This window comes from Mesorhizobium sp. BHbdii (assembly GCF_053848045.1).
Genome location: NZ_JBSPKX010000007.1, coordinates 37,225 through 63,844 on the forward strand (window position 1 = coordinate 37,225; position 26,620 = coordinate 63,844).

30 protein-coding genes are annotated in these 26,620 nt (G+C 62.8%); 15 read left to right on the forward strand and 15 right to left on the reverse strand.

From position 1 onward, the window contains the following. The first annotated feature begins 7 nt into the window (after nucleotides 1-7). From kdpC to ACWTU8_RS27105, 3 genes are read left to right on the forward strand one after another with little or no spacing between them, the layout of a single operon-like run. Nucleotides 8-577, forward strand: coding sequence for a potassium-transporting ATPase subunit KdpC (gene kdpC, locus ACWTU8_RS27095; protein ID WP_455850556.1), 570 nt, complete (start codon nucleotides 8-10; stop codon nucleotides 575-577). Nucleotides 578-629: 52 nt separating this feature from the next. Then, entirely contained in the window at nucleotides 630-3,347 is a 2,718-nt protein-coding gene (locus ACWTU8_RS27100; RefSeq protein WP_455850654.1) for a DUF4118 domain-containing protein, read from the forward strand. Further along, on the forward strand, nucleotides 3,344-4,036 hold the full coding sequence (locus ACWTU8_RS27105) for a response regulator transcription factor (RefSeq protein WP_455850557.1): 693 nt from the start codon (nucleotides 3,344-3,346) through the stop codon (nucleotides 4,034-4,036). The genes ACWTU8_RS27100 and ACWTU8_RS27105 overlap by 4 nt, the downstream gene beginning before the upstream one ends. Before the next feature lie 121 nt (nucleotides 4,037-4,157). Here ACWTU8_RS27105 and ACWTU8_RS27110 read toward each other — a convergent pair whose 3' ends face one another. Then, the gene (locus ACWTU8_RS27110) at nucleotides 4,158-4,379 is read right to left on the reverse strand and encodes a hypothetical protein (RefSeq protein ID WP_455850558.1); all 222 of its coding nucleotides are present in this window, start codon (nucleotides 4,377-4,379) and stop codon (nucleotides 4,158-4,160) included. 60 nt (nucleotides 4,380-4,439) lie between these two features. Between ACWTU8_RS27110 and ACWTU8_RS27115 the strand changes: the two genes are divergently transcribed. Continuing rightward, entirely contained in the window at nucleotides 4,440-4,736 is a 297-nt protein-coding gene (locus ACWTU8_RS27115; RefSeq protein WP_455850559.1) for a hypothetical protein, read from the forward strand. A gap of 132 nt (nucleotides 4,737-4,868) precedes the next feature. Continuing rightward, nucleotides 4,869-5,378 (forward strand): NUDIX hydrolase, encoded by a 510-nt coding sequence (locus ACWTU8_RS27120; RefSeq protein ID WP_455850560.1) that lies wholly within the window; start codon nucleotides 4,869-4,871, stop codon nucleotides 5,376-5,378. On the opposite strand, the gene ACWTU8_RS27125 is transcribed toward ACWTU8_RS27120, so the two are convergent. From ACWTU8_RS27125 to ACWTU8_RS27145, 5 genes are all read right to left on the reverse strand, one after another. Continuing rightward, nucleotides 5,354-6,205, reverse strand: a complete 852-nt coding sequence (locus ACWTU8_RS27125) for a citryl-CoA lyase (RefSeq protein ID WP_455850561.1) — start codon at nucleotides 6,203-6,205, stop codon at nucleotides 5,354-5,356. The two genes, ACWTU8_RS27120 and ACWTU8_RS27125, sit on opposite strands and share 25 nt — an antisense overlap. A 13-nt stretch (nucleotides 6,206-6,218) precedes the next feature. After that, entirely contained in the window at nucleotides 6,219-7,403 is a 1,185-nt protein-coding gene (locus ACWTU8_RS27130) for a CaiB/BaiF CoA transferase family protein (protein ID WP_455850562.1), read from the reverse strand. Nucleotides 7,404-7,418: 15 nt separating this feature from the next. Beyond that, the gene (locus ACWTU8_RS27135) at nucleotides 7,419-8,942 is read right to left on the reverse strand and encodes a tripartite tricarboxylate transporter permease (RefSeq protein WP_455850563.1); all 1,524 of its coding nucleotides are present in this window, start codon (nucleotides 8,940-8,942) and stop codon (nucleotides 7,419-7,421) included. A gap of 4 nt (nucleotides 8,943-8,946) precedes the next feature. Further along, nucleotides 8,947-9,483, reverse strand: coding sequence for a tripartite tricarboxylate transporter TctB family protein (locus ACWTU8_RS27140; protein ID WP_455850564.1), 537 nt, complete (start codon nucleotides 9,481-9,483; stop codon nucleotides 8,947-8,949). A gap of 130 nt (nucleotides 9,484-9,613) precedes the next feature. Continuing rightward, nucleotides 9,614-10,591, reverse strand: a complete 978-nt coding sequence (locus tag ACWTU8_RS27145; RefSeq protein WP_455850565.1) for a Bug family tripartite tricarboxylate transporter substrate binding protein — start codon at nucleotides 10,589-10,591, stop codon at nucleotides 9,614-9,616. Between the two features lie 192 nt (nucleotides 10,592-10,783). On the opposite strand from ACWTU8_RS27145, the gene ACWTU8_RS27150 reads away from it, so the two are divergent. Next, nucleotides 10,784-11,575, forward strand: coding sequence for an IclR family transcriptional regulator (locus ACWTU8_RS27150; protein WP_455850566.1), 792 nt, complete (start codon nucleotides 10,784-10,786; stop codon nucleotides 11,573-11,575). A gap of 29 nt (nucleotides 11,576-11,604) precedes the next feature. On the opposite strand, the gene ACWTU8_RS27155 is transcribed toward ACWTU8_RS27150, so the two are convergent. Then, complete coding sequence (locus tag ACWTU8_RS27155; protein ID WP_455850567.1) at nucleotides 11,605-12,144, reverse strand: GNAT family N-acetyltransferase; 540 nt, start codon at nucleotides 12,142-12,144, stop codon at nucleotides 11,605-11,607. A gap of 251 nt (nucleotides 12,145-12,395) precedes the next feature. On the opposite strand from ACWTU8_RS27155, the gene ACWTU8_RS27160 reads away from it, so the two are divergent. Beyond that, nucleotides 12,396-12,851: a DUF2214 family protein gene (locus tag ACWTU8_RS27160; protein WP_455850568.1), complete on the forward strand. Its 456-nt coding sequence runs from the start codon at nucleotides 12,396-12,398 to the stop codon at nucleotides 12,849-12,851. Here the strand turns inward: ACWTU8_RS27160 and nth are convergent. After that, nucleotides 12,845-13,642: an endonuclease III gene (gene nth / locus ACWTU8_RS27165; protein ID WP_455841463.1), complete on the reverse strand. Its 798-nt coding sequence runs from the start codon at nucleotides 13,640-13,642 to the stop codon at nucleotides 12,845-12,847. The genes ACWTU8_RS27160 and nth overlap by 7 nt on opposite strands. Before the next feature lie 22 nt (nucleotides 13,643-13,664). Between nth and ACWTU8_RS27170 the strand changes: the two genes are divergently transcribed. The 6 genes from ACWTU8_RS27170 (at nucleotide 13,665) to ACWTU8_RS27195 (ending at nucleotide 18,991) form a co-directional block, all read left to right on the forward strand. Next, nucleotides 13,665-14,159, forward strand: a complete 495-nt coding sequence (locus ACWTU8_RS27170) for a DUF2244 domain-containing protein (protein ID WP_455850569.1) — start codon at nucleotides 13,665-13,667, stop codon at nucleotides 14,157-14,159. Nucleotides 14,160-14,399: 240 nt separating this feature from the next. Beyond that, on the forward strand, nucleotides 14,400-15,278 hold the full coding sequence (locus tag ACWTU8_RS27175; RefSeq protein ID WP_455850570.1) for a methylated-DNA--[protein]-cysteine S-methyltransferase: 879 nt from the start codon (nucleotides 14,400-14,402) through the stop codon (nucleotides 15,276-15,278). 204 nt (nucleotides 15,279-15,482) lie between these two features. Continuing rightward, nucleotides 15,483-16,394 (forward strand): ribokinase, encoded by a 912-nt coding sequence (locus ACWTU8_RS27180; protein ID WP_455850571.1) that lies wholly within the window; start codon nucleotides 15,483-15,485, stop codon nucleotides 16,392-16,394. 5 nt (nucleotides 16,395-16,399) lie between these two features. Further along, nucleotides 16,400-17,848, forward strand: a complete 1,449-nt coding sequence (locus ACWTU8_RS27185; RefSeq protein WP_455850572.1) for an amidase — start codon at nucleotides 16,400-16,402, stop codon at nucleotides 17,846-17,848. Nucleotides 17,849-17,958: 110 nt separating this feature from the next. Beyond that, entirely contained in the window at nucleotides 17,959-18,573 is a 615-nt protein-coding gene (locus tag ACWTU8_RS27190) for a LysE family translocator (protein ID WP_455850573.1), read from the forward strand. Nucleotides 18,574-18,673: 100 nt separating this feature from the next. Continuing rightward, nucleotides 18,674-18,991 carry a hypothetical protein gene (locus ACWTU8_RS27195; protein ID WP_455850574.1) on the forward strand — a complete coding sequence of 106 codons (318 nt, stop codon included), beginning with the start codon at nucleotides 18,674-18,676 and terminating at the stop codon, nucleotides 18,989-18,991. Between the two features lie 164 nt (nucleotides 18,992-19,155). Here the strand turns inward: ACWTU8_RS27195 and ACWTU8_RS27200 are convergent, their stop codons facing one another. Then, a complete protein-coding gene (locus tag ACWTU8_RS27200) occupies nucleotides 19,156-20,097 on the reverse strand; it encodes a nucleoside hydrolase (protein WP_455850575.1) in 942 nt (313 codons plus the stop codon). A 143-nt stretch (nucleotides 20,098-20,240) separates the two neighbouring features. Here ACWTU8_RS27200 and ACWTU8_RS27205 point away from each other — a divergent pair, with 143 nt between their 5' ends. Continuing rightward, nucleotides 20,241-20,666 carry an Hsp20 family protein gene (locus tag ACWTU8_RS27205; protein ID WP_029348166.1) on the forward strand — a complete coding sequence of 142 codons (426 nt, stop codon included), beginning with the start codon at nucleotides 20,241-20,243 and terminating at the stop codon, nucleotides 20,664-20,666. Nucleotides 20,667-20,814: 148 nt separating this feature from the next. Next, nucleotides 20,815-21,072, forward strand: coding sequence for a BQ00720 family protein (locus ACWTU8_RS27210; RefSeq protein ID WP_029348168.1), 258 nt, complete (start codon nucleotides 20,815-20,817; stop codon nucleotides 21,070-21,072). Nucleotides 21,073-21,149: 77 nt separating this feature from the next. Here the strand turns inward: ACWTU8_RS27210 and ptsN are convergent, their stop codons facing one another. From ptsN to lptC, 6 genes are all read right to left on the reverse strand, one after another. Beyond that, nucleotides 21,150-21,614, reverse strand: coding sequence for a PTS IIA-like nitrogen regulatory protein PtsN (gene ptsN, locus ACWTU8_RS27215; protein ID WP_023797448.1), 465 nt, complete (start codon nucleotides 21,612-21,614; stop codon nucleotides 21,150-21,152). An 83-nt stretch (nucleotides 21,615-21,697) separates the two neighbouring features. Then, a complete protein-coding gene (gene hpf, locus ACWTU8_RS27220) occupies nucleotides 21,698-22,282 on the reverse strand; it encodes a ribosome hibernation-promoting factor, HPF/YfiA family (RefSeq protein WP_455850576.1) in 585 nt (194 codons plus the stop codon). Nucleotides 22,283-22,550: 268 nt separating this feature from the next. Beyond that, the gene (rpoN, locus tag ACWTU8_RS27225; RefSeq protein ID WP_455850577.1) at nucleotides 22,551-24,077 is read right to left on the reverse strand and encodes an RNA polymerase factor sigma-54; all 1,527 of its coding nucleotides are present in this window, start codon (nucleotides 24,075-24,077) and stop codon (nucleotides 22,551-22,553) included. A 190-nt stretch (nucleotides 24,078-24,267) separates the two neighbouring features. After that, nucleotides 24,268-25,086 carry an LPS export ABC transporter ATP-binding protein gene (lptB, locus tag ACWTU8_RS27230; RefSeq protein WP_029348172.1) on the reverse strand — a complete coding sequence of 273 codons (819 nt, stop codon included), beginning with the start codon at nucleotides 25,084-25,086 and terminating at the stop codon, nucleotides 24,268-24,270. Continuing rightward, a complete protein-coding gene (locus tag ACWTU8_RS27235; RefSeq protein ID WP_029348174.1) occupies nucleotides 25,086-25,703 on the reverse strand; it encodes an LptA/OstA family protein in 618 nt (205 codons plus the stop codon). Before ACWTU8_RS27235 ends, lptB begins: the two co-directional genes overlap by 1 nt. Beyond that, nucleotides 25,690-26,403, reverse strand: coding sequence for an LPS export ABC transporter periplasmic protein LptC (lptC, locus tag ACWTU8_RS27240; protein ID WP_455850578.1), 714 nt, complete (start codon nucleotides 26,401-26,403; stop codon nucleotides 25,690-25,692). The genes ACWTU8_RS27235 and lptC overlap by 14 nt, the downstream gene beginning before the upstream one ends. Nucleotides 26,404-26,620 lie beyond the last annotated feature (217 nt).

Consider the following 26,620-nt stretch of genomic DNA (forward strand, 5'->3'; position numbering starts at 1 on the left):
TAAGTCCATGCTCAAGCAAATCAGACCCGCGATCACCATGATCGTTTTCTTCACCATCCTTACCGGCCTGATCTATCCAATCGGCATGACCGGCATCGCCCAAGCCTTGTTCCCGCGCCAGGCCAACGGCAGCCTGATTGAGAAGGACGGCAAGATCGTCGGCTCCGAACTGATCGGCCAGGCTTTTGCCAGCGCGCGCTATTTCCATGGCCGCCCGTCGGCTGCCGGCGACGGCTACAACGCCGCCGCTTCGAGCGGTTCGAATCTCGGGCCGACCAACCCCAAGCTGATCGACCGCATCAAGGGCGATGCCGACAGGCTGAACGTGGAAAATCCGCACCAGCCGGTGCCGGTGGATCTGGTCACGACTTCAGGCAGCGGCCTCGATCCGCATATCAGCCCCGAAGCCGCCTATTTCCAGGTCGCCAGGGTGGCCAGGGCCAGGGACGTCGATGAAGCCAGGGTCAAGTCCCTTGTCGACAGCCATGTTGAGGACCGCGAGCTCGGCTTCATGGGAGAGCCGGTGGTCAATGTGCTGGCGCTCAATCTGGCGCTGGACGAGGCCACAAAGCAATGAATGGTGGGCCGGGGATCGACACCATCCCCGGCGCCATTCATGATCGATTATGATGCCGGACGACAGCCGCAACGAAACCAGACCCTCACCTGACGCGCTGCTTGACCATGCGGAGCGGGAGGCGCGCGGTCGTCTGCGGATATTCCTGGGCGCAGCACCCGGTGTCGGCAAGACTTATGAAATGCTGATGTCGGGCCGTGCAAGATTGGCCGACGGGGTGGACGTGGTGATCGGCGTCGTCGAGACGCACGGCCGGAAAGAAACCCAGGTGCTGGTCGACGGCTATGAGGTGCTTCCCCGTCGCCAGGTCGACTACAAGGGGCGCATCCTCGAGGAAATGGATCTCGACGCCATCCTTGCCCGGCGCCCAGCGCTGGTCCTCGTCGACGAGCTCGCCCATACCAACGCGCCGGGCAGCCGCCATCCCAAGCGCTATCTCGACGTTCAGGAAATCCTGACGCACGGTATCGACGTCTACACGACGCTCAACATCCAGCATGTCGAAAGCCTGAACGATGTCGTGGCGCAGATCACGCGCGTCAGAGTGCGCGAGACGGTTCCAGACTCCGTCATCGACCAAGCCGACGACATCGAGATCATCGATCTCACTCCCGACGACCTGATCAAGCGGCTCGAGGAGGGCAAGGTTTACATCCCCAGCACCGCCAAGCGCGCCATCGAGAACTATTTCTCGCCGGGCAATTTGACGGCGCTCAGGGAACTGGCGCTCCGCCGCACCGCCCAGCGCGTCGACGAGCAGTTGCTGACCCACATGCAGGCCCACGCCATACCCGGACCCTGGGCGGCGGGGGAAAGGGTTCTCGTCTGCGTCGATGCGCGTCCGGGCGGGGCGGCCCGTGTCCGCTATGCGCGGAGGTTGGCCGACCGGCTCCGCGCCCCCTGGACGGCGCTTCATGTCGATACCCCTCGTTCAGCCGCGATGTCGGAGGAGGACAAGGATCGGCTGGCCACGCTGCTGCGGCTTGCCGAGCAGCTCGGCGCCGAGGTAACGACCATTCCAGGTCAGAACGTCGCGCAGGACATCGTTCGCCATGCGACCGCGAACAACTTCACCCATATCGTGATCGGCAGGCCGACCCGATCGCGCTGGCGGGAATTGATCGAAGGCTCGCTCACTTATGATCTCATCCGCAATGCCGGCGACATCAGCGTCCATGTCATTTCGGGAAACGAACGCAACGCCGAGGCGACGTCGAGGACCGTCAAGGCGGCGGACGAGCAGTGGCAATTCGAGATCTGGCCCTATCTCAAGGCCACGGCCTATGTTGTTGGCTCGCTCGCCTGCGCCCTCCTTCTTCACCAGTTTCTCGACGTCCGCAATCTGGCGATCATCTTTCTCATCGGGGTCCTGACGTCGGCGGTGACCGGCGGTCTCTGGCCGGCCTTGTATGCCTGCCTCATCAGCGCCATTGCCTTCAACTATTTCTTCCTGGAACCACGCTACACGCTGACGATCCACGATCCGGAGAGCATCGTTGCGCTGGCTGTCTTCCTGGTTGTTGCGGTCATTGCCAGCAATCTGACGGCGCGTGTGCAGCGGCAGGCGGTCGCCGCCCGCTCACGGGCACGCGCCACGGAAGATATCTACCTCTTCTCAAAGAAGCTCGCCGGCGCCGGCACGCTGGACGACGTACTGTGGGCCACAGCCTTCCAGATTGCCTCGATGCTGAAGCTGCGCGTGGTGCTGCTTTTGCCGGAGAATGGTTCGATCACCGTCAAGGCCGGCTATCCGCCTGACGACACGCTGGCCGAGGCAGACATCGCAGCCGCCCGTTGGGCCTGGGAGCACGATCGCGCTGCGGGCCGTGGCGCCGATACGCTTCCCGGGGCAAAACGCCTATATCTTCCGCTGCGGACCGGGCGCACCGCTGTCGGCGTCGTCGGCCTCGACAACGACAAGCAAGGCCCGCTGCTGACTCCCGAACAGAAGCGCCTCCTCGACGCCCTCGCCGATCAGGCGGCAGTCGCCATCGAACGCATCCAGCTTGTTGCCGACGTCGACCGGGCAAAGCTCGAGGCCGAGGCGGACCGCCTGCGCTCGGCGCTGCTGACCTCGATTTCCCATGATCTGAAAACGCCGCTGGCCGCCATCATGGGCGCCGCCGGTACCTTGCGGGAATTTGCGCCGGCGCTTCCCGAAGCGGACCGGGCGGACCTGCTGTCGACCGTGCTCGACGAATCGGAACGGCTGAACCGCTTCATCGCCAATTTGCTCGACATGACCAAGATCGAATCCGGTGCGATGGAGCCGAACTACGCATTCCACTATGTCGGCGATATTGTCGGCACCGCCTTGCATCGAGCCAGAAAAATCATCGGCGAACACAAGACGGAAATGGACATTCCCACGGATCTGCCGATGTTGAGGGTCGATCCCGTCCTGTTCGAGCAGGCGCTGTTCAACCTCCTCGACAATGCCGCTAAATATGCGCCGCCAGCTTCGACGATCCGCCTGCAGGGCTGGGCCGACAATGGTTTCGTCATCGTGCAGATCATGGACGAGGGGCCAGGCATTCCGCCAGCGGACCTGGAGCGCATTTTCGACACGTTCCACCGGGTGCGCAAGGGCGATCAGGTCCGTGCCGGCACCGGGCTCGGGCTCTCGATCTGCCGCGGCTTCATCGAGGCGATGGGCGGCACGATTTCGGCGGCCAACAGGACCGACCGCTCGGGTGCGGTTTTCACCATCAGGATGCCGGTGCCGGCAGACCAACATGTGAACGACCCCGACATGGATGACCTGCCATGACGAACCTGGACGTCAGGATATTGGTAGTCGATGACGAACCGCCGATCCGCAAGCTGCTCCGCGTCGGCCTTGGCAGCCAGGGCTATGCAATCAGCGAGGCGCCGAACGCCAAGGCGGCGATCGAACTCATGGAGACGGAAAAGCCGGACCTGATCCTGCTCGATCTCGGCCTGCCCGGCATGGGCGGCCACGAATTGCTGCGCAAATGGCGGGATGACGGCCTGGATGTTCCCGTGGTCATCCTGTCCAGCCGCACCGACGAGACCGGCATCGTCTCGGCACTTGAGCTCGGCGCCGACGACTATGTCATCAAGCCGTTCGGCATGAACGAGCTTGTCGCGCGCATCCGCGTGGCGCTCCGCCACAAGTTCCAGCAGCAGGGTGAGAAGCCGGTCTTCCACACCGGCGATCTCACGGTCGATCTGGTGAAGCGCATCGTCACGATCGAGGGCAGGGAGATAAAGCTCTCGCCGAAGGAGTACGACATCCTGCGCATCCTCGTGCAGCACGCCGGCAAGGTTCTCACCCACCAGTTTCTTTTGAGGCAGGTCTGGGGCGATTCGACCGACGTGCAGTATCTCAGGGTCTATGTGCGGCAGCTCAGGCAAAAGATCGAGAAAACGCCCGACCAGCCGCGTTACATCACCACCGAAACCGGCGTCGGATATCGTCTGCGCGAAGTGGATTGAATATAATCCTGGTGGACAACGCTCAATTGGCCGAGAGTTCCGCGGTCGAGAAAGCGCGCCGCTGGAGCCGGCCAATGAGACGGGAAAGCTGATCGGCTGGCCTGTATCGAGCGCGACCGCATTAATTCTCGAAAATGGTGGCGGCCTTGAGCAGCGGCGTGATTTTCGCGTTGAATGCCACGGGCACCAGGCAACCGGCGGCCTGACAAGTGCTGAACTGCAGGATGTCCTCAACTTCTTGTCGCCGATCTCGAGATTTATCCTTGCCCGGCACACATGGGTCGACCGGCTTTGAGTTCCGGTAACTCAACCCGCCAATTCCGGCCCGCGAGGCTTTAGCCATGGCATCACCGGGCAAATGCCCTATATGATTGGAGGCTCAGTTTGGTGCGGGAATGAATGGATGTCGCCGCTTCGCCCATCGACGATCTTTATGTCGGCAATGCTGGCAACAGCGATGCTGTCGGACGCGGCTGTCTCCGCGCAGATCGTCACTCCTGCCAACCGCAATGCGCTGGTCCTGCAAAACGAATTGCAGATGCTGGAGAACAGGCTGCGGCGGCAGCGATATCAGCAGCAGCAACAGCAGTTCCGTGCCCAGGATCGCGAGGTCGCGCCGCAACGGCCTGATGTTCAGCAGATGAGGCCTACGTGCCAGTTGCGGCGGTCGGGCAGCCGCTTCATTAGCACCTGCCGCTGATGAGCCGACGCTTTTCATTTATTTATCCGGCTTATAGCCTTGAATACCGCTCCACTTGAGTAGCATCAAAGGCGGTTTTGATTTTCGCAACGTGCCTTTGTGCTTGGGCACTGCCCTGATTGGATCTCGGGAATGGCAGCGACCAAGAAGAAGGTTGTACGCAAGGCGAGGAAGGGCGAGCGGATCCGTCAGGTCGCTGCGATTCCTTTTCGGCTGGGCGAGCATGGCAACGTCGAGGTGATGCTGGTCACCTCGAAATCGACAAGGCGCTTTATCGTGCCCAAGGGCTGGCCGATGAAGAGCAAGAGTGGGCGCAAGGCAGCCACCATCGAAGCGCAGGAGGAAGCCGGCGTCCTCGGCAAGACGCTGAAGCAGCCGGCCGGCACCTATTCCTACTGGAAGCGGCTGACAAACCGCTTCGTCCGCGTCGACGTCATCGTCTACCTGCTGGCGGTGACGGAGGAGTTGGCCAATTGGCAGGAAGCCAAGAGGCGGCAGCGAGCATGGCTGACGCCGGCAGACGCAGCAGCGCTTATCGACGAGCCCGATCTTTCAACGCTGCTGAAGAACTTGAAAGCTCCCCAACCAGCGCCCGCTGGCGAACCTGAACCAAGGCCTCATTTGGAGTCGCCATCTCCCTGAGTAAAAGGCCGCACCGGCGTGCCGGTATAGGCCCACAGCCATTCGCGCGGCAGTGGTCCCTTGTTGCGGTCGCTCTGTTGCGACTGTTCCCACGCATGCGCCAATATGCCGACCGAGCGCGAGAGCACGAAAAGGCCGCGTGTCAGCGGCGGCGGAAAGCCGAGCTCGCCATAGATGACGGCAGTGGCGCCGTCGATGTTGAGCGGGATCTTCTTGCCCTTGCGCCGCGTGACATCGGCCTCAACAGCCTCGGCGATGTCGGCGAAACGTCCACTGATGATGCCGCGCGCGGCAAAATCGCGGGTCAGCTCGATGAGGCGCGGCGCCCGCGGATCGACCGGGTGGAAGCGGTGCCCGAGCCCCGGCACATAGGATTTTTCCTCGGCGAAGATACGATCGAGCCGCGCCGCGACGGCATCGGCAAGCGTCACTCCTGCGTCCAGTGCCGCGGCGATGTCGCCGTAGAAGGCAAGCGCCTGCTCGCCAGCGCCACCATGGACGTCGCCAAGCACATTTATGGCTGAGGCCATGGCGCTGTTGATGCCGACGCCGCAGGTAGCCGCCATGCGGGCAATGGCGATTGACGGCGCCTGCGGCCCGTGGTCGACGGCGGCACCGAGCGCGATGCCGAGCAGCGCCGCCTGCTCCTTATCAGGCAGTTCGCCGCGCAGCATCAGCCAGATCATCGCCGGAAAGCTGACGCGGCCGATCAGGTCCTGGATCTCATAGCCGCGCAGCCGGATCACGCCAGGGCGCATTTCGATGATATCGGTCTGCCACCATTCCTCGCCGCGCTCGCGGCCGGTTTTTTTCCCAACGTTGCTCATGTCCTCGCGTCGCTCATCCCTGCGCCCTTTTCTTGACGCGCGGCGGCAGACCGGCAAACACCTCGTCCATATGCTCGCCCAGCGCCGGCGGCGGCTTGGTCGGCAAGGGTGCCGCACCATCGACCATGAACCCGCCGCGCACGACGGTCAGCGGCCGGTCGATATTCGGCATGCCATCGAAACGGGTGGTCATCTCGCGCTCGATCACTTGCTGCTCGGCCAGCACTTGCGGGATCGTCAGCACCCTGCCCGCCGGCACGCCTGCGCGATTGAGCGTCTCCTCCCAGGCTGCGGCCGAGCTGTTCGCCAGGGCATCCTCGATCAGTGCCTTCAGGGCGATGCGGTTGCGCTTGCGCGTCTCGCGCTCGGCAAAGCGCGGGTCTGACGCCAACTCCGGCAGCCCGACCAGCCGGCAGAGCGCCACGAACTGCTCCTGTTTGTTGGCGGCGATGTTGAGCAGACCGTCGCCGGTGCGAAATGTCCCGGAAGGTGCAGCCGTCATGTTCTCATTGCCCATCGGCTGCGGCTCGACGTCAGCCGTCAGGTAGTTGGAGACCGGCCAGCCCAGCGCAGAGAGCGTGCATTCGAGCATCGACACGTCGAGGAAGGCGCCCTCGCCTGTCGTCTTCTGCTTCACGAGTGCCGCGGCGATGGCGAACGCCCCGACCAGCCCGCCCAGCGTGTCGGCGACCGGATAGCCGACACGCAGCGGCGCGGTCTCCGGTGTGCCGGTGATGCTCATGATGCCTGAAAGGCCCTGGATAATCTGGTCGTAGGCAGGATTGTCGCGCATCGGTCCGGTCTGGCCGAAGCCCGAAATCGCGCAATAGACAAGGCTGGGGCGGACCCCTTTCAGCCTCGCAAAGCCAAGCCCCAGCCGGTCCATCACGCCGGGGCGGAAATTCTCGACCATCGCGTCGGCGGAGGCGACCAGATCGAGAAAGCGTTCGCGATCGGCCTCTTTCTTGAGATCGAGCACCACCGATCGTTTGCCGGCGTTCTGCGCCAGGAACGAAGCGCCCATGCCAGTGCTGTTGAGTTCCGGCGAACCGCCGAGCTGGCGCGCCAGATCGCCGCCTTGCGGCGCCTCGACCTTGATCACGTCGGCCCCGAGCAGCGCCAGCTGATAGGCGCAGTAAGGGCCAGCCAGGACATTGGTCAGGTCGAGGACGCGGATACCGGCCAGCAGCTCGGTCATGATGTCACAAACAGGTTAGGCATCGCCCGGCACATGCTCCGGTCCGCGCAGGCGCCTGCGTTCGATGTAAGCGTAGATAGGCGGGCCAATCAGCCCGATGAACGCCAGCGTCAGCAGCGTCAGCGACAGCGGGTGCTTGTAGAACACAGACCAGTCGCCGTTCGAGATGGTCATCGCCCGGCGGAACTGCGTTTCGGCGAGTGGCCAGAGGATCATGCCGATGATGACTGGCGCCGTCGGGAAATCGAAGCGCCGCATCAGGAATCCGGCCCCGCCGAGCAGGTACAGGATGACGAGGTCTGTCGGCGACTGCGAAATACCGTAGGTGCCGACCGTGGCGAACACCAATATGCCGGCATAGAGCTGCGGCGCCGGGATTTTCAGCAGCCGCACCCACAACCCGATCAGCGGCAGGTTGAGGATGACGAGGATGACATTGGCGATGAACAGGCTGGCGATCAGCCCCCAGACCAGATTGGCCTGGGTCATGAACAGCATCGGCCCGGGATTGATGCCATAGCTCTGGAAGGCCGACAGCATGATCGCGGCCGTCGCCGAGGTCGGCAGGCCGAGCGTCAGCATCGGCACCAGCACGCCGGCGGCCGATGCGTTGTTGGCGGCCTCCGGGCCGGCAACGCCTTCGATGGCGCCGGTCGTGCCGAATTCCTCCTTGTGTTTGGAGAGCTTCTTCTCCATCGCATAGGACAGGAAGGTCGGGATTTCGGCGCCGCCGGCCGGCAGAGCGCCGATCGGGAAGCCGAGCAGGGCGCCGCGCAGCCAAGCTTTCCACGAGCGCGCCCATTCGGCGGCGGTCATGTAGAGCGATCCCTTCAGCGGCACGATCTCGTCCTTGCCGGCATAGCGGCGCGAGGCCATGTAGAGCGTCTCGCCGACCGCAAAGAGGCCGACGGCGACGACGATCACGTCGACACCGTCGAGCAACTGGCTCATGCCGAAGGTGAAGCGCGGCTGGCCGGTCTGCAGATCGACGCCGATCATGCCGATGACGAACCCGACGAACAGGCTGGTCAGGCCGCGCACCGACGACGAGCCGAGCACCGCCGAAACCGTGATGAAGGCCAGCACCATCAGCGAAAAATATTCGGCCGGGCCGAACGACAGCGCGAATTTGACCACGACCGGGGCCAGGAAAGCGACCCCCAACGTGCCGAGCGTGCCGGCGACGAAGGAGCCGATCGCCGAAGTGGCAAGTGCAGCGCCGCCACGGCCGGAACGGGCCATCCTGTTGCCCTCCAGCGCAGTGACGATGGTAGCACTTTCGCCCGGCGTATTGAGCAGGATCGATGTCGTCGAGCCGCCATACATGGCGCCGTAATAGATGCCGGCAAACAGGATGAAGGACGCTTCCGGCGCCACCTGATAGGTGATCGGCAAAAGCAGGGCGATGGTCAGCGCCGGTCCGAGGCCGGGCAGCACGCCGATCGCGGTCCCCAGCGTCGTGCCGAGCAGGCACCACATGAGATTGACCGGCGTAAAAGCGACCGAAAATCCGTGCGCGAGATGGCTGAGCGTTTCCATGGCTTCAGGCCCTCAATATACGGATGATCGAATCGAGTACCGTGTTCAGCTGGTTCTCGATGAAGCCGGCGCCGATGTTGACGCCAAGCGCCCTGGCGAAGCCGAAATAGGCGGCAAGCGCCAGGATCAGCCCGAGCAGCACGTCACGCAGCGGATGTCTGCTGCCGAACCCGTGGCAGATGAGAACGAACATGATCACCGAGGCTGCGGTGAAGCCAAGCGGCTGGATCAGAACAAGGTTCGAGACCAGTCCGACGGCGACGATGCCCATCGCCTTCCAGTCGGTCGGCGTTTCCTTTTCTTCTTCCGGCTGCCAGCCGCCCCGCAGGGCGGCGACGATCAGCAGCAGGGAAAGGATCGTCATGCCGACCATGGTGATGTAGGGGAAGACGGTGGGGCCGACCTTCGAGTAGAGCGGCGACACCGGAATCGACAGGGTTTGCCAGGCAACTGCGCCGGCGCAGGCGAGAAGCCCGATGCCGATCAGCAATTCGGGCACGGCAAGGCGCGGCCGCGCCGCCTGCTGGTCGCTGGTGCTCATGATCGTCCTCCCTGGATAGGCCGGTCTCCCACAGCCGACCTTACCGCAGTTTCACTCGCGCTGGATCGCATGTCCATGCGGCTGGCGAACTTCGGAGAGGGGCAGTGCAGACCGCCCCTCTCCGAGCACATCAGGCAAGGCCGAGGTCCTTGAGGATGGCTGCGATCCGGGTCGTGTCTTCGGCGAGAAATTTCGCATAGGCATCGCCGGTGAGCAGGATTTGCGTCCAGTTTCGGTTTTTGCATTCGGTGGCCCAGGCATCGCTTTTGGCCATGGTCTCGACCAGCGTGATCATCGCCGCCTTGTCGGCGTCGGAAACGCCCGGCGGTGCGAAGACGCCGCGCCAGTTGAACAATTCGACATCGATGCCGGCTTCCTTCAGCGTCGGTGCGTCGATGCCTTCCTGGCGCTTGTCCGCGGAAATGGCGAGCAGCCGAAGCGCGCCTGCCTTGACCTGTTCGGAGAACTCGCCGTAGCCGGAAATGCCGGCCGCGACCTGGTTGCCGAGAAGCGCCGACAGCGCCTCGCCGCCGCCGGCGAACGGCACGTAGGAGAGGTTGGCTGCCGGGACACCGGCCGTTTTCGCGATAAGGCCGAACAATATATGGTCCGAGCCGCCGGCCGAACCGCCAGCCACCGGAACCTTGGTCGGATCGGCCTTGAGGGCGGCGACGAAATCCGCTGCGGTCTTGAACGGCGAGGCCGACGGCACCACAAGCGCCTCGAATTCGCCGGTGAGGCGGGCGATCGGCGTGACTTCCGTGAGATTGTTGGCGGATTTGTTGGCGATGATGGCGCCAACCATGACCATGCCGGCAACCATCAGCGAATTGCCCTTGCCGTTCCACTGGCTGATGAATTGCGGCAGGCCGACTGTGCCGCCGGCGCCGCCGACATTGGTGATCTGCGAACCGGAGATCAGCTTCTCACTGCGCAGCACCTGGTCCATCGTGCGCGCCGTCTGGTCCCAGCCGCCGCCGGGTGCTGCCGGTACGAAGATCTGGATCTGCGGTGCGTCCTGCGCGAAAGCGGGCGAGAGATGCAACGCTGCGAAGCCGGCGGCGCCGGCAGCGGCGGTGCTCGTTAAAAATCTGCGTCTGTTCAGCATGGGATTCCTCCAATCACGACACCTCCTCTGGTGCCTGCCAGCAACGTAGCCTGAATTCAGACCCGCTCGACGAAAATTCATGCAGTCTTTGCCTCGTTCTGTCAACCGGAATGGCATTCTACTGGACAGAACTATCTGCATGCGGCACAATTGTTCCGATCGGCCCTTCTGTCCAACTGGGAACGGAACGACGTGGTCAAGCAGATAACCGTAACACAATCCGAGCCTGCGTCGACCAACGGCGTTGCCGCGCTCGATCGTGCGATTGCCATCCTCGATGCTTTCGCTACTGCCGACCGGTCGCTTAGCCTGGCCGAAATCGCGGCGCGGACCGGCCTCTACAAGAGCACGATCCTGAGGCTGGCCAACTCATTGCTGCGCGGGCAGTTGCTGGAGCGTCTCGACGATGGCCGCTACCGTGTCGGCCCTGCCACCTTCCGGCTGGGTGCCCTATACCAGCGTTCGGTTGTGGCGATCGACATTCTGCTGCCGATCATGCGCGATCTGGCCGAGCGAAGCTGGGAAAGCGTCGCTTTCTATGTCCGTTCGGGCGACGTGCGCACCTGTCTCTACCGCGTCGAGTCCAAGCATCCCATCCGCTACACCATACGGGAAGGCGACGTGCTGCCGTTGCTGGCCGGTTCGGGCGGCCGCGTCCTTGCGGCGTTTTCCGGTCAGCAGGGCGAGCCTTACGAGACGATCCGCAAAACCTACCATTGTTTGTCGGTCGGCGACCGCGACCCCGACACGGCCGGCGTCTCGGCACCGGTTTTCGGGCCGGGCCCCACCTTGCTCGGGGCATTGACGCTGTCCGGCCCGAGCACGCGCGTCGACGCGGCCTTTCTCCAGCGCATGAAAAACCCGCTGATCGAGGCAGCCGCGCGCGCCACCCGCGCTTTCGGCGAAGACGCCTCGATGCTCGAACAGGCGGCCCGCAAAGCCGGTGCCGAGACGGAAGGCGTAAAAGGCCTCGATTCGGCCTGACTAGAACCACAAGATGACAGGCAGCATCCTCAAGCCTGCCGTTCCAGCAGGATCGTCGCATCGTCGTGATAGGTGGTCCGCAGCACCTCTCTGTAGCCGCATTTTGCCGCGACGTTCAATGACGCGGTGTTTTCCGGATCGATGATGCAGACGGTCCTTGCGCGCCCGAATGCGTCGTCGCCCCAGGCGAGAACCCGTCCGACGACTTCGCTGGCGAACCCTTTGCCATGTGCGCTCGGGGCCAGTGCCCAACCGGCTTCCGGAACGCCTTCGATCGACGGCTCCATGTCGCGCTTCAGATCGTGAAAGCCGGCCTCGCCGATGAAGCGGCCGGATGCCTTGTCCTCGATCGCCCAGAACCCGTAGCCCAGCAGCGACCACAGGCCGGCATGACGCAGGAAGCGCATCCAGCTTTCCTCCCGAGTGCGCGGCTTGCCGCCGATGAAGCGAGTGACGGCCGGATCGGCCCACATGGCGACATAGGCATCAAAATCATCGAGCTGGTGCGGTCGCAGCACGGTGCGCGGCGTTTCAATGACGGGAGCGACGAGCGCCTGTGGATTGATCATGTGTCATGCCTCGGTTGCGTTTGCCTGTGCTTGGTGCATGTCGCCCAGGAAGCCTGCCCTTGGGCTTGACCGAGGATGCTCGGCGGTTTTGGGAAAAACGATATGCGACAGAGATCCAAATTGCCTGCACCAGACAAGAGCCAAGCCTGTGCAGATTATCTTCCAGTCCAATGTGAATCCTGCCCAGCGGTGCTACTTTTACCAGCAGCTGATTCAGCGTCCGCTGTGCCGTCCGACGGAGGGAAAAGGGCATGGATACCACCGATCTTCTGCTTGCCATCTTTCATCAGCTGCTGGTGTTTTCGCTGGCGGGCATCATCGGCGCCGAATTTGTCCTGATCCGCGGCGATCTGCCCGCCGCGACGCTCCGGCGGCTTGTCGGCATCGATCGCCATTATGGCATCATCGCCATGCTGATCATCGTCGTCGGCATCGGCCGCGTCATCTACGGCCTGAAGGGCTGGGAATTCTACGTCTACAACTGGGTGTTCTGGGCAAAGATGGCGGCCTTCGTCACCGTCGGCCTGTTGTCGATTATCCCGACGGTCCGCTTTGTTTCCTGGAACAGGCAGGCCTCGGCCAGCCCCGGTTTTCAAGTGCCGGCGGCGCAACTTGCATCCGTTCGAACTTATGTCCGCGCCGAAGCTTTCATCTTCCTGCTGATCCCGGTCTTCGCCGCGGCGATGGCGCGCGGCTACGGCTACTGAATTTCGCCTACGGGTTCGAGCGGCGCAATTTCGACCAGCGGCGCCGGAACATTATTCGTCTTCTCCTCGGCCTTGCAGATGTCGGCGATTACACAGAGCGGGCAATCCGGTTTGCGCGCCTTGCAGACATAGCGCCCATGCAGAATCAGCCAGTGATGCGCATGGCGCATATATTCGTCCGGAATGATCCTCAACAGCCCCTGCTCGACCTGCTCCGGCGTTTTGCCGGGCGCCAGTCCCAGCCGATTGCCGATGCGGAAGATATGCGTGTCGACCGCCATCGTGTGCTGGCCGAAGGCCATGTTGAGCACGACATTGGCGGTCTTGCGCCCGACGCCCGGCAGCTTGACCAGCTGGTCGCGGTCGTCAGGCACCTGGCCGCCATGGTCGCGGATCAGCGCTTCCGACAGCGCAATGACGTTCTTGGCCTTGTTGCGCCAAAGCCCGACGGTGCGGATATACTCGCCGACCTTGGCCTCGCCGAGCGCCAGCATCTTTTGCGGCGTGTCGGCGACCTTGAACAGCGCCCGCGTTGCTTTGTTGACGCCGACATCGGTCGCCTGTGCCGAAAGCACCACCGCCACCAGCAGCGTGAAGGCGTTGACATGTTCGAGCTCGCCCTTCGGCTCGGGCCGCTGAACGGAAAAGCGCCGGAAAATCTCGTGCACCTCGGCCGGGCTGTAGGAGGACCGCACCGGCCGGGCACGCGGTTTGGCGTTCGCGCCGTCGCGTCGGCCGGGGAGCGGTTCATTTTTGGGTGTAGAGGAATTTTTGGGCTTGGGGCTCGTCATCCCCTTCCTATAATATCCCGTCATGAGCGACACAAACGCCTCATTTCAGGCCGACGAGCCATTCTTCAAGGCGTTGCTGATACCGCATCGGTCGCTGGGCAAAACCGGCTTTGCCATCCTGATGGGCGCTATGCTGTTCGGCTCGTTGGTGACCGGAGCGTTTTTCCTGTCGCGCGGTGCCTGGCCGGTGTTCGGCTTCCTCGGTTTCGACGTGATTGCCGTCTACATCGCCTTTCGCGCCAATTATCGTGCCGCCCGCGCCCGCGAGGAAGTGTCGGTCTCGCGCACCAGCCTCGACATCCGCAAGACCGCGCCGTCAGGCAAATCGGAAGCGCATCGCTTCAATCCGTTCTGGGCGCGTTTTTCGGTCGCCCGCCACGCCGAGATCGGCATCACCAGGATGGCGGTAGAAGCACAAGGGCAGAATGTCCCGATCGGCGGCTTCCTCAATCCCGACGACCGCGAGAGCTTTGCGTCAGCCTTTTCGCGCGCCTTGGCGACGGCGAAAGCGCGCTGAATGTGAGCGAACTGCCTCGTCCGCGAACGGTCTTTCAGCAGCGATTGAGGCAACCGGCTCTCCAGTGCTTTGAATGGTAATCAGCAGCGTCTCCTTCTCCTTGGTGAGATGCACCTTTTCCGCAGCCATCGTCGGCTCCTTCCTCGAAGCCAAATCTCTGGGTGCACATGACGAGAAGGCAAGTTTCGGGTGGTGATCGGAGCCGCGAAGGACGATATTCGCGCTCAAGGAGATAGTCCCATGAACGCACAGACAGCTATTCTCAAGAAAGACATCACACCCGAAGGCGGAGACTACGAAGTTGTTCGGCGCGCGATCGAGAAGATCAGCCTTGACTATCGTGACCAGCCGTCGCTCGAAATACTGGCCGAGGAAGTTGGCGAGACGCCGACCGGCCTGCAGAAGCTCTTCACCCGCTGGGCCGGCCTGTCGCCCAAGGCCTTCCTCCAGGCCGTCACGCTTGACCATGCACGCAAACTGCTCGATGCCGGCATGCCGCTGCTCGAAGCTTCTCTCGAGGTCGGCATGTCAGGCCCCGGCCGGTTGCACGACCTTTTCGTCACCCACGAGGCGATGTCGCCGGGCGACTACAAGACGCGCGGCGCCGGGCTGACGATCCGCTACGGCTACCACATCTCGCCTTTCGGCATCGCCCTGATCATGGTCACCGACCGCGGGCTTGCCGGCCTCGCCTTCAGCGATGCCGGCGACGAGCGGGCGGCCTTCGCCGACATGTCCGGCCGCTGGCCGAACGCGAACTATGTCGAGGACATGGCCGCGACGGCGCCTTATGCCGCGCGCATCTTCGACCCGGCACTGTGGCGCGCCGACCGGCCGCTGCGCGTCGTCTTGATCGGCACCGACTTTCAGGTCCGCGTCTGGGAGGCTCTGCTGCGCATTCCGATGGGCAAGGCGTGCACCTATTCCTCGATCGCCGCCCGCATCGGCGCACCGAGCGCCAGCCGGGCGGTAGGTGCCGCGGTCGGCGCCAATCCGATGTCCTTCGTGGTGCCGTGTCACCGGGCTCTCGGCAAATCAGGCGCGCTCACCGGCTACCACTGGGGCCTGACCCGCAAACGCGCCATTCTTGGCTGGGAAGCGGGACAGGTCGGATTTTGATGAAACGGCATAGATTCGGGCCAGCAGCGCGCGGGTTCATCTCGCGCGGTCTGGCAAGCAGCGGCCTTACGGAGTAGCTTCCCGCGCAATTAGGGCGACGTGCGTCCATTCGGAAAGTACGCTCTAACACTTTCTACGCATCGGGCTTTCCAAAAATCGACTCCGATTTTCGGAAAGCACGATGCGTCAGCAGGGAGGCACCACTTGATAATCGTTATCGGCTCGATCAACCTCGATCTAATCGCCAATGTCGACCGCTTGCCCGCACCGGGCGAGACGGTTCGGGGCTCCGGCTTCACCACCGCACCCGGCGGCAAGGGCGCCAACCAGGCGCTGGCCGCGGCGCGCGCCGGCGCCAAAGTGCGCATGGTCGGCGCGGTCGGCAAGGACAACTTCGCCACTGAAGCGCTGGCGCTGCTGCGGGACGGCAAGATCGACCTGTCCGGTGTCGGCGAGACCTTCGCCTCGACCGGCACGGCATTGATCATGGTCGCCGACGGCGGCGAGAACGTGATTGCCGTGGTGCCAGGCGCCAATGATTCGGTCGTGACCGGCGACCTTTCCAAGGCTTTCATGAAAAAGGGCGATGTCGTGCTGTTGCAGCAGGAGATCCCGCTTCAGACTGTCGAAGCAGCACTGGACGTCGCACGGGCGGCGGGCACGGTCACCGTGCTCAACACGGCACCATTCCGTGGCGAGGCGGCCGCCTTCCTCGGCAAGGCCGACTATGTCGTCGCCAATGAAACCGAATTCGACCTCTATGGCGAGGCGCTGTCGCTGAGCGGCGGTGATCGCCCGGCGCGGATGCGCGATTACGCCGGGAAGACCGGCCGCACAATCGTCGTCACGCTCGGCGGTGACGGCGTTCTGGCTGCCACGCCAGCCGATCTTCTGATGGTTCCGGCGCTGAAGATCACCCCTGTCGACACGGTCGGCGCCGGCGACACGTTTTGCGGCTACTTCGCCGCCGGGCTGTCATCCGGCCTGCCGCTCGATCAGGCGCTCGCCCGTGCTGCAGCCGCTGGTTCGCTCGCTTGCCTGAAGCCTGGCGCCCAGCCGGCGATCCCGCTGGCGAAGGAAGTCGACGCGGCGCTACAAAATCCGCCAGTTAGGTGAGAGCCATGCGTCCGGCCACAAACCATGCCGTGCCGCCCGCCGGCGATATCTGCCGCCTGTCCGCCGTGGATCTTGCCGACGCGATCCGGCGCCGGCAGTTGTCGGTGCGCGAGGTGATGACGGCATTCCTCGACCGGATCGACGCCGTGAACCCGCTGGTCAACGCCATCGTCTCGCTGCGCGACCGTGCCGACACCCTGCAAGAGGCCGACAAGGCAGACGCCCATCTGGCGCGTGCAGAACATGCCAGGTCCCTGTTCGGCCTGCCGATCGCCATCAAGGATCTCGCGCAGACCAAGGGCCTCAGAACCAGCTTCGGCTCGCCGATCTTCGCCGATTTCGTGCCGCAGGAAGACGATTTCTTCGTCGAACGCGTCCGCAAGGCCGGCGCCATCATCATCGGCAAGACCAACGTTCCCGAATTTGGCCTTGGCTCCAACACGTACAACACGGTGTTCGGTCCGACGCTCAATGCCTTCGACCCGGCCTTGACCGCCGGCGGTTCGAGCGGCGGCGCGGCGGTCGCACTGGCGCTCGACATGGTGCCTATCGCCGACGGCAGCGACTTTGGCGGCTCCCTGCGCAACCCGGCCGCCTATAACAATGTCTATGGCTTCCGTCCGTCGCAGGGACTTGTCCCGGCCGGCCCCGAGCTTGACGTCTTTCACGCGCAGATGGGCGTCGAAGGGCCGATGGGCCGCAACGTGCGCGACATGGCGCTGCTGCTCGACGAGCAGGCTGGCTACGACCCTCGCGCGCCGCTCTCACATCACAAGCACGGCTCGTTCCTCGAAGGGCTTCGAACGCCGACGACCGGCGGCCGCATCGCCTGGTTCGGCGATCTTGGCGGCCATCTGCCGGTTGAACCCGGTATTCTACAGCTTTGCGAGGCCGCGCTCGGCCGATTCGCCGACGTATCCTTTCAGACCGAAGCGCTGGTACCGGATTTCGACTTCGAAGCGCTGTGGCAGGCCTTTGTGACGCTGCGCCAGGCGAGCAGCGGTTGTGCGCTCAAGGCGCATTACGACGATCCCCTGAAACGCAGTCTTCTGAAGCCGGAGGCCGTGTGGGAGGTGGAACACGCGCTTCAACTCACGGCGCCGCAGATCCACGCCGCCACGGTGAGGCGCTCCTCCTGGCACAAAACCCTACTATCGCTCTTCGACCGCTTCGACCTCGTCGCATTGCCGACTGCGCAGATCTTCCCCTTCGAGGTCTCCACCCACTGGCCGGCGCAAGTGGCCGGGCGTGCCATGGATAGCTATCACCGCTGGATGCAGGTTTCAGCGTTCGCCACGCTGGGCGGCTGCCCTGCCGTCAACGTACCTGCGGGCTTCGATGCCAGAGGCAGGCCGATGGGCATGCAATTGATCGGACGGCCGCGCGGCGACATGGCCGTGCTGAGAGCGGCGGCGGCCTACGAGACGACGCTGCCATGGCAGGCCGGAGCCTAAAATCCAGGTCAGGGCTGCCAGCGACATGTGCTGCCGGCTTGCACCTGCGTTACTGTCATGCATTGATCACGGTCGGCCGCGTCGCAAGCCGCATACTCTCGAGGAAAACCATGTCGCTGGAACTCTACGCTGCTTATGTCGTTGCCTGTATCGTCATTGTCCTGGTGCCGGGACCGACGGTCACGCTGATCATCGCCAACAGCATCCGCCATGGCTCCCGCGCCGGCCTCGCCAACGTCGCCGGCACGCAGGCCGGGCTGGCCATCATGATTGCCATTGTCGGCATCGGATTGACTTCGCTGATCGCGGGCATGGGCCATTGGTTCGAATGGGTCAGGCTGATCGGCGCTGCCTATCTGATCTGGATGGGTGTGCAGATGTTCCGCTCCAAGGGCAAGCTGAACGCCGACGGATCGGCGAAGACACCGCGCGGCGGCTTCTTCCTGCAAGGCCTGCTGGTGGCAATCAGCAATCCCAAGACGCTGGTCTTCTTCGGCGCCTTCTTTCCGCAGTTCGTCGCCCCTGAAGGTAACTACGCGTTGCAGATCCTCGTCATGGGTCTCACCGCACTGATCTTCGCCGCCGTGTCGGATTCGACCTTCGCGCTGGCCGCTGGCCGCGCCGGACGCCTGCTCTCGGCCGGCCGCATCAAGCTCATGTCCAGAATCAGCGGCAGTTTCCTGATCGGCGGCGGCCTGTGGCTGGCGTTTTCCAAGGCGAAGTAACGGCGGCCGAGAGCCGGGACGCAACCAGCGATCTCCTGGACAGGAAGGCCGATTGAAAGTCGGCCTTCTGTGCACCACATGAATCGATGGTTGGGGATTCATGCCGGCGCAATGGACTTTTGCGGATGTGAAAAGGCACGCGATCGGCGTGATCCTGATCGTTGCCTTGTTTGCGGCTGTGTTGGCCCTCGATCCGCTCAAGTGGACGAATAACGCCAGCCCGATACGGTCGGTCGACACGATCGACGCAATGGTCAGAAGTGTCCAGTGGGACCGCGTCGGCATCTATCTGGTTTCTATCGAGAATGGTTCGTCTGTTCTTATCAAGGACAAACGTCCGCATCTGATCGGCGCGCGCACAAAGATAGAGCGCGTCACGCGCGACAATGGTTCGATCTTTTACCGGTTTCCAGAATGAGCGGCGGCTGGCACCTCTTCCCTCGCCCGGTTACGGGGAGAGGGTGGTCGCGCAGCGCGCCGGGTGAGGGGCGGCTCCGGGGTTGCAAGCAGAATGTCTACGGATTCCCCGCCCCTCATCCCCCTGCCGGGACATTCTCCCCGTGAACGGGGAGAATGGAGCTCTCATAGCCGCCCCAGCCTTTCCAGCAGCAGCGCGAAAAACGCATCGTGGTCGATGTCGCGCATCACCATGGCGTTGTTCGGGCGCTTGGTCACGCCCCACCAGTCGATCACGGTCATGCCCATGGTGAGCTCCGACGCGGTTTCCACGGTAACGTTGCAGTTGCGGCCCCTGAACAGCTCCGGCTTCAACAGATAGGCGATGACGCAAGGGTCGTGCAGCGGACCGCCGTCGGTGCCGTATTTCTCTTCGTCGAAGCGCTCGAAGAATTCCAGCATCTCCGTCGTAGCCGTGCCGACTCTGGTGCCGAGCTTGCGGAAGGCCTGGGTGCGCTTGGCCGTGGTCAGCGCCTTGTGGGTGACGTCGAGCGGCATCATGACGATTGGGATGCCGGATTTGAACACGACATCGGCGGCATGCGGGTCGACATAAATGTTGAATTCGGCGGTCGGGGTGACATTGCCGCCTTCGAAGAAGCCGCCGCCCATCAGTACGATTTCCTTGATGCGCGGCGCGATCTTCGGCTCGCGGATCAGCGCCAGCGCTATGTTGGTGAGCGGCCCGAGGGCGCAGAGCGTGATCGTGCCGCTCTCTTCCTTCATCAGTGTCTCGACGATGAAATCGACGGCATACTGGTCCTGCAGCTTCATTGTCGGTTCGGGCAATTGCGGTCCATTGAGACCGGTCTCGCCATGCACCTCCTCGGCGGTGACCAGTTCACGCGCCAGCGGGCGGATGGCGCCGGCATAGACTTTGATGTCTTGCCTGCCGGCCAGTTCGCAGATCTTGCGTGCGTTCTTTTCGGTGAGCCTCAGCGGCACGTTGCCGGCAACGGCGGTCATTCCGACGATCTCCAGCTCGGCGCTGCCGAGTGCCAGCAAAATGGCGACGGCATCATCCTGGCCGGGATCCGTGTCGATGATGATCTTGCGGGATTCGGGCATTTCAATTCCTTGTTTGGGGAGTCTTTTTGGGCGGGGCTTTTGACGGCTTGAACTTGACCGCGGGGCGGACCATATCAAGGCCATCGGGAAAAATGCCATCTGGGTTTTTCCACTTTATGTCGCTCTTGAGAGGACAGTGTAACATGAGCCGAATGACGCCTTTTTCTAGCCCGCTGCTCCTGGGTTTCGACGCCATGGAAAAGACCCTGGAACGTCTGGCGAAGTCGGGTGACAGCTACCCTCCCTACAACATCGAGCGCCTCAGCGGTGCCGACGGGAAGGCCGAAAGGCTGCGTATCACGCTCGCTGTCGCCGGTTTCGCCGAAAACGATCTCGATGTGACCACGGAGGAGAACCAGTTGGTCGTGCGCGGCCGTCAGAACGATGACACCGAGCGCGAATTTCTTCATCGCGGCATTGCCGCGCGCCAGTTCCAGCGCTGTTTCGTGCTGGCCGACGGCATGCGGGTGATCGCGGCGGAGCTGAAGAACGGCCTTTTGTCGATCGATCTCGATCGGCCCGAGTCCGAACGGATGGTACGGAAAATAAATATATCGGTGAAAGACTGATCCTTACCACTGCATCGATTTTCCGAAAGCACGATGCAGCAAATTGAAGTGTTAGAGCGTCCTTCGTGTGTCCATTGGACACACGGCGCTCAAATGGCTCTCATGCGAGGCGGCCTTGAGCGGCGTCCTCGCGCCAAGGAGGCTTGAAATGACCAGAACTGACGAAAACCTCATCATGACCAGCGGCGAATTCGCCCATCTCGGCGAAGGCTCGGTCGCCTATCTCAGGAAAGTGTCGAGCGACGATCTGCGCGGCCGTTTCCCGGGCCTCGGCGAAATCGCGCCCGGCCTGGAACTGTGGGCCCTGTTTGCCGCCAATGGCCAGCCGATCCTGCTTTCAGACGCTCGTGACAGAGCGCTGGCTGGCGCCCTGGAAAACGACCTGACCCCTGTCCCCATCCACTAACAATACGGCGCAGCGATCTGATTGGAAACGGACAGGGCCGCTCACGGCGGCCCTTCAACGGATCTGATCAAAAAAGCTCAGGCTGCATGCGAGGCCTGCGTGTCCGACAAAAGCGCGTGGATCGCTGCGGCGTCGCGGGTGCCCCTTATCTTGGCCACCGTGTCGGCGTCGCGCAGCACCCGCGCGATGCGCGACAGCGCCTTGAGGTGGTCGGCGCCGGCGCCTTCGGGCGCCAAAAGCAGGAACACCAGATCGACCGGCTGGTCGTCCAGCGCCTCGAAATCGACCGGCGTCTCCAGCCGGGCGAAAACCCCGGCGATCCGCTTCACCCCCGCCAGCTTGCCATGCGGAATGGCAATGCCGTTGCCGACACCGGTCGAGCCCAGCCGTTCACGCTGCAGGATGGTGTCGAACACCTCCCGTTCCGGAATGCCGGCAATCGCCGCAGCCCTTTCGGACAGCATTTGCAGCAGTTGCTTCTTGGAGTTCGCCTTCAACGCCGGCAAGATTGCCGGAACGTTGATAAGATCGCTCAGATCCATACTTGAAATCCCTTGTTCGCCTACCGTCGCCAGCCCTCACTCTCGCGTGCGGCTGGTGCCTTATCCCAGTGCGGCCTTGGCCGTCATCCCTGCGCGACCTTGGTCGTAGACGGGTCGATCCAGCCGATATTTCCGTCCGGCCGGCGATAGACGATATTGAGTTGCTCGGTTCCGGCATTGCGGAAGACGAGAACCGGGCTGTCTTTGGTGTCGAGCTCGATCACGGCTGACGCCACCGACATGGTCCGCAGCGTCATGGTTGATTCGGCGACGATGGCTGGCGCGAAATTCTCCGGTATTTCCTCGTCCTCGTCGGCAAGCGGCGCCATCACCGTATAGGCGACGTCGGTGGGTTCGCCATTGACATTGCCTGAATTATGCGACTTCAGCCGACGCTTGTAGCGCCGAAGGCGGGTTTCGAGGCGATCCGCCGCCGCCTCGAAAGCGAGCGTCGGGTCCTGGGCTTCACCGGTCGCCTGCAGCGAAGCGCCGGAATCCAGCCGGATCATGCAATCGGCCGTGTAGCGCGACCCCGATTTGACGACTACAATTTGCCCTGAAAAGCCCCGATCGAAATATTTCCCGATCACTTCTCCGACACGGTCGTTGATGCGCGTACGGAACGCATCGCCGATGTCCATGTGTTTTCCTGATATGCGCAGTGTCATCTGAAAACTGACCTTCCTTGCTCAGGCTTCAAACTGTCCCGAGTTTATACCCGTGGTCTGTGCGCACAAGCTTTGCGGCGTCACTTGCGCCGATTTTAAATCCGAACTTTCCGGTTGATCACAAGCCGCCTTCTTTGACCGTCCCGTGGCCAACGTCGTGACGGACCATCCGCATGCGGGCAGTAGCCCGTCCCATGCGGGCGGGCTTCTAGCCACTTCATTGCGGCTTGTCAATGAAGCGCGAAAGCTGTGGAAATTCCGTCGGAGATCAACGTCCGGCGCTGGCCAAAGCGCGTTTTTCACGCCGCCGCTGCACCGACGAGGGAATATTCATGCCCTCCCGATACTTGGCGACCGTGCGCCTGGCGATATCGACGCCACTTTCCCGCAACATATCCACAATCGCGTCGTCGGAAAGCACGTCGGCAGGTTTCTCCTCATCGATCAGCTGCTTGATGCGGTCGCGCACCGCTTCAGACGAATGTGCATCGCCGCCACCCGACGAAGCGATCGAGGCGGTGAAGAAATACCGCAGTTCGAACACGCCGCGCGGCGTCAGCATGTATTTGTTGGCGGTGACCCGGCTAACGGTCGATTCGTGCATGCCGATGGCGTCAGCCACCGTGCGCAGGTTGAGCGGCTTCAGGTGACGCACGCCATGGACGAGGAAGGCGTCCTGCTGGCGCACGATTTCTGTGGCAACCTTAAGAATGGTCTTTGCCCGCTGGTCGAGGCTGCGCGTCAGCCAGTTGGCGTTTTGCAGGCATTCCGCCAGGAAATCCTTTTCCGTCTGGTTTTTCGCATGCGGTGAAACCTGGGCGAAATAGATATGGTCGACCAGCACGCGCGGCAGCGTTTCGGGGTTGAGTTCGATCACCCAGCTTCCGTCATTAGCCGCCCGCACTTCGACATCGGCGATGATCGCGTCGCTGGCGCCCGCCGAAAACGCCATGCCCGGGCGCGGATCGAGCGCACGTATCTCCGCCAGCATGTCGAGCAGATCCTCCTCGTCGACCCCACAAATCCGTTTCAGGGTCTGGAAATCGCGCCGCGCCAAGAGTTCGAGATTGGCGATCAAAGCCTTCATCGCCGGATCGAGCCGGTCGCGGACGGCAAGCTGCAGCGACAGGCATTCGGCGAGGTCCCGGGCAAAGATGCCGGCGGGCTCGAATGTCTGGCAGACCGCGAGCGCATTCGCCACCGCCGCTCGGTCGGTGCCGAGACGGGCGGCGATCTCGGCCATGTCGGCGCGCATATAGCCGGCCTCGTCGAGGCCATCGGCCAGTTCGCTGGCGATCAGGCGTGCTGCCGGGTCGGCGAAGGCAAGCGCGACCTGTTCGCCGACGTGCTCGCGCAGCGTGATGGCGGCGGCCGCCATGTCTCCGACGTCGAAGCCGTCGGAAGAGGACGCGGAACCGTTGCCGGATGCCGACTTCCATTGAGCCGTCAAGTCGGGACCGAGCCGCTGGCTGATGCCGGGGTCGTCGGGAAATAGGTTTTCAAGCGAAGTATCGAGCTTTTCCGAGATCGCCTCGGCGCTCCACGCCGTTTCCTTCTCGAACCAATCGCCGTCGGTGGCCGTTTCCGGCGCGGGATCGATCTTCTGCGCCTGATCGCTGACGGGATCGTCCTGCGGCTCGGCGCGCTCGAGCAGAGGATTGCGCTCGATCTCGTCGTCAATGAAGCGTTCCAGCTCGATATGGGTGAACTGCAGCAGCCGTATCGACTGCATGAGTTGCGGCGTCATCACCAGCGACTGGGATTGTCGTAGCTGTAGTTTTGCCGCCAACGCCATGGTTCGGTTTCAAACGCCCTGTCCACGCATCCGGACTGCCGGAAGGAGTCGGGCATAGAAACTGGCCCGGCTTTTGCTTGTCAAGGCGACGGCGATCAAAACTCGCCTGTCGGTGCTTTATTTGGAAGAGAAATCGGAGAAAAAAGGCTGGTCTCGCGCCAAAAACCGCGTTCGAGGAGAATTTTCCCGCTTAGAGTGTAAATCCCTCACCGAGATAAAGCCGCCGCACATCCGGGTTTGCGACCACTTCGTCGGCCCGGCCATGGGTCAGCACCTGCCCGGCATGGATGATGTAGGCGCGGTCGATCAGGCCGAGCGTCTCGCGAACATTGTGATCGGTGATGAGCACGCCGATGCCACGCGCCGTCAGATGACGCACGAGTTGCTGGATATCGGCGACGGCGATCGGATCTATGCCAGCGAAAGGCTCGTCGAGCAGCATGTATGCGGGGCGGGTCGCCAGTGCGCGCGCGATTTCAAGGCGCCGCCGCTCGCCGCCGGAAAGCGACAGCGACGGGGCTTTGCGCAGATGGCTGATGTGAAACTCGTCGAGCAGTTCGTCGAGACTGTGTTCGCGCTTTTTGCGGTTCTTTTCGACCACTTCGAGCACGGCACGGATGTTTTGCTCGACGCTCAAGCCGCGAAAGATCGATGCTTCCTGCGGAAGGTAGCCGATGCCGAGGCGGGCGCGGCGGTACATCGGCATCGAGGTGACATCGAAGCCGTCGATTTCGATTGTGCCTTCGTCGACCGGCACAAGGCCGGTGACCATGTAGAAGCAGGTCGTCTTGCCGGCGCCGTTGGGACCGAGCAGTCCGACCGCCTCACCGGCGCGCACGCCGATCGTCACGCCGCTGACAACTTTGCGGCCCTTGTAGCTCTTGGTCAGGCCCTTGGCGATCAAGGTTCCCTTGAACTTTACCTGGTCGACGCTGACCGTGGCCGGTGCCGCAAGTTTGCTGGCGACGCGTCCTGGAAGACGCGCCATCAGCGATGCTACGTCGACCATCAGGGGTTCGCCGCTCCCGACTTCGCCGGCGGCGTGATCGACATCATGACGCGGCCCCCGCAGGCGTCGACCTGAGCCAGGCCGCTCTTCATCTCCACCGTGAGCTTACAGCCGACCAGTACATTGTCACCTTGCGAAAGCACGACCTTGCTGCCTGAAAGCACCAGCACTTCCGTCTTCATGTCGAAGGTGCCGCTGTCGCCGGTGGCGACCTGGTCGTCCGATTTGATATAGACCTTGTTGGCGACCTCCAGGCGGTCGATGTTGGCCGAGCCGGTCATCGCGGCACCTGCGGCCTGCGCATCCTTGGCGTCAGCGTCGGCGTCCTTGACGTAATAGACCGTCATCTTGCCGGCCTTGAGCAAGGTCGGACCCTGGACGACGCTTACATTGCCTGTGAACACGGCGACGTTATCGGCCTGGCGGACCTCGAGCTTATCGCTTTCGATCTGGATGGGCTTGTCGCCGGACAGTTTGAGGCCCGACAGCTGGCTGGTGGCCTTGGACTGCGCCAGAGCCGGCGCCGTCCCCAACCCCAGGACCAGCCCCAAAGCCAACCCAAGGGCCGGCAACGCCGAAGCTGCGGCCACGAGCCGTGTCGAACTACTGAACCGCATTGGATTCTCCGCTCATTGCCTCTGCCGCCTTCAAGCTGGCGGGATCGATGTTGACACGCACTCTGTTCTCGAAAACCACGATCTTGCCGTTGTCTTGGATCGACATCGACTCTGCGGTGATCCGCGACCCGCCGCGGCTGACGTCGACCGGATCGTTCGTCTTCATAGTGCCTTTGCCCATATCGAGAAAGACTGATTTGAACTTTGCCGCCAAGCCATCGGTGGTGGTTATGGTGACATCGCTGGTCAGGCTCATCGTGTTGCCATCGCGATTATAGGTGCCGTGCGAGGCATTGATGGCCGCCACATTGTCGGTCGATATCGGCAGCTTGGCGTCGATGCCCTCCAAGTTGATGATTCCTTGCTTGGTCACGTCCTGTATGGCGCGCAAAGCCGTCATGGAATAGGGCAGTTTCTGCTTGGTGAACCCGTTGAGCTTGGGATTGGCCATCACCAGCTTGCCATTGGCGAAGGCGCTGCCGTCGGCCTGGACCTGGATTGAGCCAGGCGCCGCGAGATAGGAATAGACCGGGAAGGCGACCGCGATCGCGGCAGCGGCCAGCGGCACCGCCAGCTTTAATATCCGCACGCGGCGAGAATGGCGCTGGGCAATGCCGAAGGCGTCGACCCGCGCCGGGCCTACGTCCCGGGGAGCCAACTCCGTCTCGGTGTTGGTCGGTTCGATCGGTCGCGCTAACATAACTGCTTTCTTTTAAACCCCTGCCGCCAAGCACCCCTATAGGTGGGATGCCGGCGCCCTCAAGCAAGCACAAGCGGAGGAAAACCGCAAAAGTGTGACGGTTGCTGTTGCACAAACGAAAATGAAACCGGCACAACTTGCATGTCATACCAGATACAGGCGGGCAGCGTTAGGGGCCTGTGGATTGGCCTTAACATCTCTTGAAACGCCGGTTCGC